Source organism: Kluyvera georgiana ATCC 51603 (assembly GCF_001654985.1).
Classification (GTDB): Bacteria; Pseudomonadota; Gammaproteobacteria; order Enterobacterales; family Enterobacteriaceae; genus Kluyvera; species Kluyvera georgiana.
In genome coordinates, this window is sequence record NZ_LXEU01000001.1 from 1 (window position 1) to 9,804 (window position 9,804).

At 55.2% G+C, this 9,804-nt stretch carries 8 protein-coding genes and 1 riboswitch; of the genes, 2 read left to right on the plus strand and 6 right to left on the minus strand.

Annotated elements, in window-relative coordinates:
* Positions 1 to 223 precede the first annotated feature (223 nt).
* A complete protein-coding gene (murI, locus tag M989_RS00005) occupies positions 224 to 1,081 on the minus strand; it encodes a glutamate racemase (protein ID WP_064540286.1) in 858 nt (285 codons plus the stop codon).
* Positions 1,026 to 2,909: a TonB-dependent vitamin B12 receptor BtuB gene (gene btuB / locus M989_RS00010; protein WP_064540290.1), complete on the minus strand. Its 1,884-nt coding sequence runs from the start codon at positions 2,907 to 2,909 to the stop codon at positions 1,026 to 1,028. The genes murI and btuB overlap by 56 nt, the downstream gene beginning before the upstream one ends.
* A gap of 66 nt (positions 2,910 to 2,975) precedes the next feature.
* A riboswitch (cobalamin riboswitch) is annotated at positions 2,976 to 3,162 on the minus strand.
* 114 nt (positions 3,163 to 3,276) lie between these two features.
* Here btuB and trmA point away from each other — a divergent pair.
* Complete coding sequence (gene trmA, locus M989_RS00015) at positions 3,277 to 4,377, plus strand: tRNA (uridine(54)-C5)-methyltransferase TrmA (RefSeq protein ID WP_064540293.1); 1,101 nt, start codon at positions 3,277 to 3,279, stop codon at positions 4,375 to 4,377.
* A 93-nt stretch (positions 4,378 to 4,470) separates the two neighbouring features.
* Here trmA and M989_RS00020 read toward each other — a convergent pair whose 3' ends face one another.
* Together M989_RS00020 and fabR are read right to left on the minus strand one after the other, a co-directional pair.
* Complete coding sequence (locus tag M989_RS00020) at positions 4,471 to 4,824, minus strand: YijD family membrane protein (protein ID WP_064540296.1); 354 nt, start codon at positions 4,822 to 4,824, stop codon at positions 4,471 to 4,473.
* Between the two features lie 15 nt (positions 4,825 to 4,839).
* A complete protein-coding gene (fabR, locus tag M989_RS00025; RefSeq protein ID WP_064540299.1) occupies positions 4,840 to 5,475 on the minus strand; it encodes an HTH-type transcriptional repressor FabR in 636 nt (211 codons plus the stop codon).
* Positions 5,476 to 5,672: 197 nt separating this feature from the next.
* Here fabR and sthA point away from each other — a divergent pair, with 197 nt between their 5' ends.
* Positions 5,673 to 7,073: a Si-specific NAD(P)(+) transhydrogenase gene (sthA, locus tag M989_RS00030; protein WP_064540302.1), complete on the plus strand. Its 1,401-nt coding sequence runs from the start codon at positions 5,673 to 5,675 to the stop codon at positions 7,071 to 7,073.
* Here sthA and oxyR read toward each other — a convergent pair.
* Entirely contained in the window at positions 7,056 to 7,973 is a 918-nt protein-coding gene (gene oxyR / locus M989_RS00035; protein ID WP_064540305.1) for a DNA-binding transcriptional regulator OxyR, read from the minus strand. The two genes, sthA and oxyR, sit on opposite strands and share 18 nt — an antisense overlap.
* Positions 7,974 to 8,334: 361 nt before the next feature.
* Positions 8,335 to 9,708 (minus strand): argininosuccinate lyase, encoded by a 1,374-nt coding sequence (gene argH / locus M989_RS00040; RefSeq protein WP_064540309.1) that lies wholly within the window; start codon positions 9,706 to 9,708, stop codon positions 8,335 to 8,337.
* Between the last annotated feature and the right edge of the window lie 96 nt (positions 9,709 to 9,804).

Genomic DNA, 9,804 nt, shown 5'->3' on the forward strand with positions numbered 1-9,804 from the left:
GCTTCGCTTTTCTCAGCGGCGCGGGATGTGCATATTACGCTTTCCCGCTTCAGAGTCAAGCGTTTATTTCGCTTTTCTCCGTTGAGATTCTCAGGAGAACCTCGCTGACCCGGCGGCTTATAATCCGTTGTTCCGTGTCAGTGGAGGCGCATTATAGGGAGTTCTGAGACGTTGACAAGCCCTGTTTTAAAAAAACTTTTCAACCGTCTCTTTTTTGAACAAATCAGGCTGAAACAGGTAGTTTTTCGAGCGTTTCAAAGCCATAACGCTGTAAAACGGGTAAAAGTTGTTCAGTTTCTGCCGTCAGGGCCATGCAATAAGCCAGATTCGCGTCGCTCGATTTTGCATCCGGCGCTTCATGTTCCAGCAACCAGGCCGTACGCCGTGCAATCGCCGCGCCGGAATCCACCAGGCGCGTTCCTTCCGGCAGCACCTGCAGCAACTCCTCTTGTAATAGAGGGAAGTGGGTACAACCGAGCACAACGGTGTCCGGCGGCTCCGGCATCCGCAGCCACGGGCGCAGAATGCGGCGCAGTTCTTCCAGCGAGACCGGTTCTCCGTGCAGTTTTGCTTCCGCCAGCTCCACCAGCTCGGCGGAACCTAACATCTCAATGCGGCATTCATTCGCAAAGCGCGCGATCAGCTCGTGAGTATAAGGACGTTTCACCGTACCCCGCGTCGCCAGCAGCCCCACAATGCGGTTAGCCGACAGCCGTGCCGCCGGTTTAATAGCAGGTACGACGCCGACAACCGGGAAGGCGAATTTTTCGCGCAGCGCAGGCAGCGATACCGTGCTCGCCGTGTTACAGGCAATCACCGCCAGCGCTAACGGATAGCGCTGCTGTACCGCAGTCACGATTTCCAGGACTCGCTCGACGATAAATTCCTCGCTCTTCTCCCCATAGGGAAACGCGACGTTATCGAAAGCGTAGATGTAATGGAGATCCGGCAGAAGATGCCGGATCTCATCATAGACCGACAGCCCACCGACGCCAGAGTCAAAGACCAGCACGGTGGGACGTGGTTCAGAAGGTGTAGCTGCCAGACAAGGTGTATTCCCGTCCTGCAGTTTGGTAGCCATAAACTGTCTCGTAATCTTTATCGAACAGGTTGGCTATTTTACCACGAACTGTCAGGTGTGAGGTGACCGGATATGACAATCCGATATCCCACAGGCTGACGCCGCCCATTTTCACCCGACTGGAGGAGCCAGTTGTCTCGTCGTAGCTGTTGTCATAGCGCTGTCCCAAATATTGGTAAGCGATATTCCAGCCAAGACCGTAAACCTCCCCTGTGACTTCATACTTCACCTGCTGTTTCGCGCGACGAGCAAGAACCTGGTCGGTTTCGTCATCACGCGGATCAACATACTGCAGTGTCAGGTGATGTTCTACCGAGCCAGTCGTGATGTTCCCCGTCCACTCTACGCCTTTAATGGTGGCCGACTTCACGTTGACGTACTCGCTGTATTGGCTTGAGCTTTTATAATCAATCAGGTTTTGAATTTCATAGTGGTACGCAGAAAGCCTCCAATCCAACGACCCCGTAATGCCGTCAATTCCTGCTTCCCACTGTTTAGATTCTTCAGGTTGCAGATTCGGGTTGGCAATGATGCCTCGGTTACTTCCATATGCATAACGCGTTGCACCATACTGCTGCCCCAAAGAGGGGGCCAGGAAGCCGGTGCCATAAGAAAGCGTTGCGCGATAACCATCAATAAATTCCCAACCTGCAGCTGTTTGCCACGTTCCGTGCCAACCAAACTGCTCATCGTGATCCTCACGGCCAGATGCTTCCAACGTAACGGAATCAATCTGCTGCTGCCCGGTCAGGTAAAGGCCCGTCGTATCACGTTTATAGGCATCGGTTTTTGTCGTGCTGCCGGAAACCAGCTTTTCCTGCTTCCAGTCCACCCCACCGCTAATCGCCCCGTGCCCAACCTCAAGGTTGTTCCCCCACTGGATATAACGCTGTTCCATATCATCCAATGTGGCTTGGCCAGCATAGCGACCAAGGTTATTCGTGTAGTTATAGTCTTTAAGATGCTGATAGTTAGCGATCAGTTGAGAAGAATAGATACCGGAGTTATAACGCAGCCCGGTATCCCAGGATTGGTTGTAGTTCTGAGCTTCGTCATTACCTTCAGGAGAGCCATACATCGTATTCTGATCGTAATCACTGTTAGCCGTGTATCCATAACCACGGAAGAAACCCGAGAAGCTATCATCAAACTTGTGCTGCACGGCCCCCCAGAACAGCTTATTCCGATAGCCATCGCGGTCACTGTCGCCACTGTATGGAGAATCTGGGACGATATTAAATCCCTTCGTTGTCTGGTAGGCGCCTGCTGCCGTTATCATCGTGTCGCCAAAGCGTTTATTCACCGCCCCATCGTAGGTCTGATAGCCGTCCGAACCCACTCCGGCGTTAATCTGCGCACGCTCATCGTCACTCATGGTAATGATATTGACCACACCGCCTATCGCGCCGGAACCGTACACGGCTGAACGCGGCCCGCGAATGTATTCAATGCGCTGTACCAGAGACACCGGGATTTGGCTAATATCAATCGCGTTGCCTATCCCGGCCCGCGCCATCGGTACGCCGTCAATCAACACCAGCACATGGCGCGATTCAGTGCCACGGACATAAAGAGAAGCGCTGTTACCCATGCCGCCGGTCTGCGAGATATCAACGCCGGGCAAACGGCGCATCACATCATTCAGATCTTTCGACTGCCAGCGCTGAATATCATCACGCGTCACCACGTCGGTTGGCGCCAGCACGGTATTAACAGGTTGCTGGAAGCGGTTGGCGGTGACCACCAGCGTGTCTGAATTGCTGCCTTGCGCCCAGCCGGAAAAAGCCGTGACGGATAACGCCGTCATCAGCGAAGCTTTTTTAATCATTTTTCAAAGCATCCGAAACAGAAAAAGGATGCCGCAGGCTTTATCAGTTGCTCGCGACGATAAAACCTCATGCGACGTCATCCGGCAGGTCTTCGGGCTTGGAGGCTATATAAAGAAACGATGACTTCCCACGGCCAGCCGCAGTGTCTGCACTTTGTGCGCTCGTTTCTCACCGTCCTTACCGCTGCGCGTCAGCCCCAGATTTACACTGGGTTCCCTTTTAACTCACAGGACCGGTACGGGGATGCTACATTTAGTTACATATGGATGTCCAGACTGCTATTTATGATTTTCACCTGCATCGACACTGGACATCCCCCGAGCAGGCCCTACAATCCCCGCGTACTTTTATTATTCAGGATGCATCATGACCCCCGAACACCTCCCAACCGAACAGTACGACGCGCAGCTCGCCGAGAAAGTGACTCGCCTGCAAACGATGATGGCGCCGTTTAGCGCACCCGCGCCGGAGGTGTTCCGTTCGCCGGTCAGCCACTACCGTATGCGCGCTGAATTCCGCATCTGGCACGACGGCGATGATCTGTACCACATCATGTTCGACCAGCAGACCAAAAGCCGCATTCGCGTTGATACCTTCCCGGCCGCCAGCGAACTGATCAACACGCTAATGACCGCGATGCTTGACGGCGTACGCGATAACCACGCCCTGCGTCATAAGCTTTTCCAGATTGACTACCTCACCACGCTCAGCAATCAGGCGGTGGTCTCGTTGCTGTATCATAAAAAGCTCGACGACGAATGGCGCAAGCAGGCCGAAGCGCTGCGCGATGCGCTCCGTGCGCAAGGGCTGAATGTGCACCTGATTGGCCGCGCAACCAAAACCAAAATCGAGCTGGATCAAGATTATATCGATGAGCGCCTGCCGGTAGCGGGCAAAGAGATGATCTACCGCCAGGTCGAGAATAGCTTTACCCAGCCGAACGCCGCCATGAACATCCAGATGCTGGAGTGGGCGCTGGACGCCACGCACAATTCACAGGGCGATCTGCTGGAACTGTACTGCGGCAACGGCAACTTCTCGCTGGCGCTGGCGCGCAACTTCAACCGCGTGCTGGCCACTGAAATCGCCAAGCCGTCCGTCGCGGCGGCGCAGTACAACATTGCCGCCAACCAGATCGACAACGTGCAGATTATCCGCATGGCAGCAGAGGAGTTTACTCAGGCGATGAACGGCGTGCGGGAATTTAACCGCTTGCAGGGCATTGATCTGAAAAGCTATCAGTGTGAAACGATTTTCGTCGATCCGCCGCGCAGCGGGCTGGATAGCGAAACGGAGAAAATGGTACAGGCATACCCGAACATTCTGTACATCTCCTGTAACCCGGAGACGCTGTGCCAGAACCTGAAAACGTTGAGCCAGACGCACAAGGTTTCACGCCTCGCGCTGTTCGACCAGTTCCCGTATACCCACCATATGGAATGCGGCGTGCTGTTAACGAAGAAGTAAGACTGAAGGTAGGCCGGATAAGCGTAGCACCATCCGGCAAGTCCTGAGCAGATTGCCGGATGGCGGATTTGCCTTATCCGGCCTACGCCATAATTACGATTCCTGCTTGCGGTTACGTAACTTCACGCCAATCCAGAAAACCATCGCCACCGACAGTACCGCCGGGAAGAAGTTAGAACCGATATCCGGGTACTCCGCACGCACCACGGTGCTGTATAGCAACACGCCAAGGATAAAGCAGCCGGCCGCCAGGCCAGGCAGCCCTACCGGCATCGTGCGGTTCTGGTAGCGCTGATGCAGACAGTAGACCGTCAGCACCAGTGAGATAATCGGAAAAATGGAGAAAGGTACGATGGAGCTAAACAGGGCTGCAAACGTGCCGTTAATCGATAAGCCAGCTAACAGCGCCAGCAGCAGCGTACCCTTTTCTTGACCTGACTGTTTCATTGCTCGTTTACCACCTTATTCGGACTGATGTGTCGTCTTCTCTTGTTCACGGCGATACCAGTAGTACGCGCCTTTGGAGATCATCCGTAACTGCAGCACCAGCCGCTCTTCCAGCTGTCGGCGCTGCTCAAGGCTAACATCCAGAGCCTCCGCTCCCGCGCTAAATACGATTGTCACCATCGCCTCGGCCTGCGCTTCCGTGAACGCACGAGGCATATGGTTTTCGATTTCCAGATAGTCAGCAAGTTCCGCAATGAAGTGCTGAATTTCACGCGCCACCGCGGCACGGAAGGCGGCAGACGTCCCGGAACGTTCACGCAGCAGCAGACGGAAGGCGTTCGGGTTGTTACCAATAAATTCCATAAAGGTTGAGACGGAAGTGCGGATCACGCTGCCGCCTTTGGCGATACGCTGACGTGCCTGGCGCATCAGCTGACGCAGCATCAGGCCGCTTTCGTCGACCATGGTCAGCCCCAGTTCGTCCACATCACGGAAATGGCGATAAAAGGAGGTTGGCGCAATTCCCGCCTCACGCGCGACTTCGCGCAGGCTCAAGCTGGCAAAACTACGTTCAGCACTCAGTTGACTGAATGCCGCTTCGACCAGCGACCGCCGGGTTTTTTCTTTTTGTTGCGCTCTAACGCCCATCACGATAACTGAATCCTTCCACATGACATGCTGGCACTATACCAGAGATTAAAACGAATCGACTTACGTCGCTTTGTTAATGATTGTTTACATGCTATTTATGCTATTTCGTATGAAAAAAGCCCAACGATAATTGGGTTATACCTTCGATGATGTTATTATTCTGTTGCTTTTATGTATAAGAACAGGTAAGCCCTACCATGCCACATTCCTACGATTATGATGCAATAGTAATTGGTTCCGGCCCCGGCGGCGAAGGCGCTGCTATGGGTCTGGTGAAGCAAGGAGCCCGTGTCGCCGTTATTGAGCGTTATCATAATGTCGGCGGCGGCTGTACCCACTGGGGTACCATCCCGTCCAAAGCCCTTCGCCATGCCGTCAGCCGTATTATCGAATTCAACCAGAACCCTCTCTACAGCGACCACAGCCGACTTCTCCGCTCTTCTTTTGCCGACATCCTGAATCATGCCGATAGTGTTATCAATCAGCAAACTCGCATGCGTCAGGGTTTTTATGAGCGCAATCACTGTGAAATGCTGCAGGGAGACGCCCGTTTCGTCGATGAACACACCATCGCGCTGGAATGCCCGGACGGTTCCGTTGAAACGCTAACCGCCGACAAATTCGTGATCGCCTGCGGTTCACGCCCATATCGTCCAGCCGACGTTGATTTCACCCACCCACGCATTTACGACAGCGATTCGATTCTGAGTCTGCACCACGAACCTCGCCACGTCATTATCTACGGCGCCGGGGTTATTGGCTGCGAATACGCGTCTATCTTCCGTGGTATGGACGTGAAAGTTGACTTAATCAACACCCGCGACCGACTGCTGGCTTTCCTCGACCAGGAGATGTCAGACTCGCTTTCTTATCACTTCTGGAACAGCGGCGTGGTCATTCGCCACAACGAAGAGTACGAGAAGATTGAAGGCGTGGACGATGGCGTGATCATGCACCTGAAGTCCGGCAAGAAGCTGAAGGCAGACTGCCTGCTGTTCGCCAATGGCCGTACGGGTAACACTGACTCGCTGTCGCTGGAAAATATTGGCCTGCAGGCCGATGGCCGCGGCCAGCTGAAAGTGAACAGCATGTACCAGACCGCGCTGCCGCACGTTTATGCCGTCGGCGACGTGATCGGTTATCCAAGCCTGGCCTCTGCTGCTTACGATCAGGGCCGTATTGCCGCCCAGGCGCTGATGAAAGGTGAAGCCACCGCACATCTGATTGAAGATATTCCGACCGGCATCTACACCATTCCGGAAATCAGCTCCGTGGGCAAAACTGAACAGCAGCTCACCGCCATGAAGGTTCCGTACGAAGTCGGACGTGCCCAGTTTAAACACCTGGCGCGAGCGCAAATCGTCGGGATGAGCGTGGGAAGCCTGAAGATCCTGTTCCATCGGGAGACAAAAGAGATCCTCGGCATTCACTGCTTTGGCGAACGCGCAGCCGAAATTATTCATATCGGCCAGGCGATCATGGAGCAGAAAGGCGGCGGTAACACCATTGAATACTTCGTTAACACCACCTTCAACTACCCGACGATGGCAGAAGCCTATCGGGTAGCGGCGCTAAACGGCTTAAATCGCCTGTTTTAACGTCTTATCGAAATGACCGTCCATACTCTCGCGGACGGTCTCTGCCAGCTGCTCATAGCGGCTGCGCAGCGGCGATCCCGGTCGATAGACCAGCCCAACGGTGCGGCGCGGCTCCGGCTTAATGCATGGCAGGTAAACGACACCATCACGTTTACGCTCCTGCGGCACGGCCAGCGCGGGCAGTAAGGTAATACCGCTGCCCGCCGCTACCATATTACGCAGCGTTTCCAGACTGGTTGCGCGGAAGTGGGTATCTTCATCCGCACCGGCTTCAAAACAGAAGCCCATCGCCTGATCGCGCAGGCAGTGACCGTCTTCCAGCATCAGCAGTTTCTCACCGGCCAGATCCGACATCGGCACGCGATCGCGCTCGGCCCATGGGTGATCTTCATAGATCGCCAGCATCATTGGTTCATCAAACAGCGGCACCTCAATAAAGGCTTCGCTCTCTTTCACCAGTGCCAGAATGGCGCAGTCCAGCTTACCGCTATCCAGCTGCGCCAGCAGCTGATGGGTCTGCGCTTCGTGCAGGTACATTTCCAGCTTCGGGAACGTCTGGTGCAGCATTGGGATAATGTGGGGCAGCAGGTACGGGCCAACGGTCGGGATCAGGCCGATATGCAACGGGCCGGACATCGTCTCCCCCTGCTGGCTAGCCATCTCCTTCAGCACTTTGACCTCGCGTAGCACGGTACGCGCCTGGTCCACCAGCAGCAGCCCGGCCTGGGTAAACAGCACCTTACGGCTGGTGCGTTCCAGCAGCATAACGCCCAGTTCATCTTCCAGTTTACGAATCTGCCCGCTCAGGGTTGGCTGGCTGACGTGGCAGGAATCTGCCGCCCGGCGGAAATGCCGGTGTTCAGCTAATGCCACCAGGTATTCAAGATCGCGAATATTCATTATTCATCCTCCATCGCCACGATAGTTCATGGCGATAGATAGAATAGCAATGAATGATTATCCCTATCAAGGATTCTGTTTAATAATAGACCACAGAAACAGCGCGGTTCCTTGTTTAACCCTTTGAAGTCGCCGCGTGGATTTCTGAGTTTCTCTCAAAACTCGACTAACTAAAGCCAACATGAACGTTTGCGGGCCCCGTGGCCCGCTTTTTTTGCGCGTAAAAAACCCGGCGTCGCTGCGCTCGGCCGGGCTGTATCCAACAATGTGCCTCGATGTTGCCTGATGGCGCTTCGCTTATCAGGCCTACAGGCTACGTAGGCCGGATAAGGCGTTTACGCCGCCATCCGGCAATTAAGCGCTAGCTCAGGCGCGCCTTCGCGTCGCTAATCGCCTGCGCCACCTGCTTCGGCGAAACGCCGCCTTTTGCCGCACGCTTATCGAGGCACGATTGCAGGGACAGAATCGGGTAAACGTCATCGCCAATCACCGCGCTGAATTTCTGCAGATCGGCCAGAGGCAGATCTTCCAGCGGCTTGCCCTGGGCAATGGCTTCCACCACCGCTTCACCCACGATATGGTGCGCTTCACGGAACGGCACGCCTTTAGCAACCAGATAATCCGCCAGTTCGGTAGCATTGGCATAACCCTGCTGTGCCGCCTCCTGGCAACGTGGGCGTTTCACCTGGATACCGTCCAGCACCAGCGCCGCCATATGCAGACAGTCCAGCCAGGTATCCAGCGCGTCGAATACGCCTTCTTTATCTTCCTGCATGTCTTTGTTGTAAGCCAACGGCAGACCTTTGAGGGTCATCATCATACCGGTCAACGCGCCCTGCACACGGCCGCATTTACCGCGGATCAGCTCCAGCGCATCCGGGTTTTTCTTCTGCGGCATCAGGGAAGAGCCTGACGTCACGCGGTCGGACAGCTCAACGAAGCCCGCTTCACCGGTATTAAAGAAGATCAGGTCTTCCGCGAAACGCGACAGGTGCACCATACCGATGGAAGCGTTAGACAGCAGCTCCAGCACGTGGTCACGGTCAGACACGCTGTCCAGACTGTTGCGGGTCGCGGACGCGAAGCCCAGCCAGCCCGCCAGCTGTTCACGGTCAATTTCATAAGCGGTACCCGCCAGCGCGCCGCAGCCCAGCGGGCTGACGTCCAGACGCTTGAGGGTATCCTGCAGGCGGCTTTCGTCACGCGCCAGCATCTCAACGTAGGCCAGGCACCAGTGAGCAAAAGTGACCGGCTGCGCGCGTTGCAGGTGGGTGTAGCCCGGCATCACCGCGTCCTGGTTCACCTGCGCGGTTTCCACCAGCGCGTTTTGCAGCTGACGATTCGCGTCCAGCAGCTCCGCCACGGTGTCTTTGCACCACAGCTTGAGGTCGGTAGCAACCTGGTCGTTACGGCTACGCCCGGTATGCAGCTTTTTACCCAGTTGGCCGACCTTATCGATCAGCTTACCTTCCACCCAGCTATGGATGTCTTCGGCGTCGCTTTCCAGGATCTGCTGCGGATTAGCGCGAACTTCTTCCAGTAGCACGCTCAGCGCCGCTTCCAGTTGAGATTGCTCTTCCGCCGTCAGTACGCCAACCGTCACCAGCGCTTTGGACCAGGCTACAGAGCCAACGATATCCTGCTCCGCCAGGCGATAATCAAAGCGTAAAGAGTCGTTGAACTGTTTGAACCGCTGATCTGCTGCCTGAGAAAAACGCCCGCCCCAAAGTGCCATAACATGCTTCCTTAAATTCGTTTATTTATGCCGGGTAGTATCCGGCCTGAAAACAACCCTCACCCCGGCCCTCTCCCTGAGGGAGAGGGGGAAAAC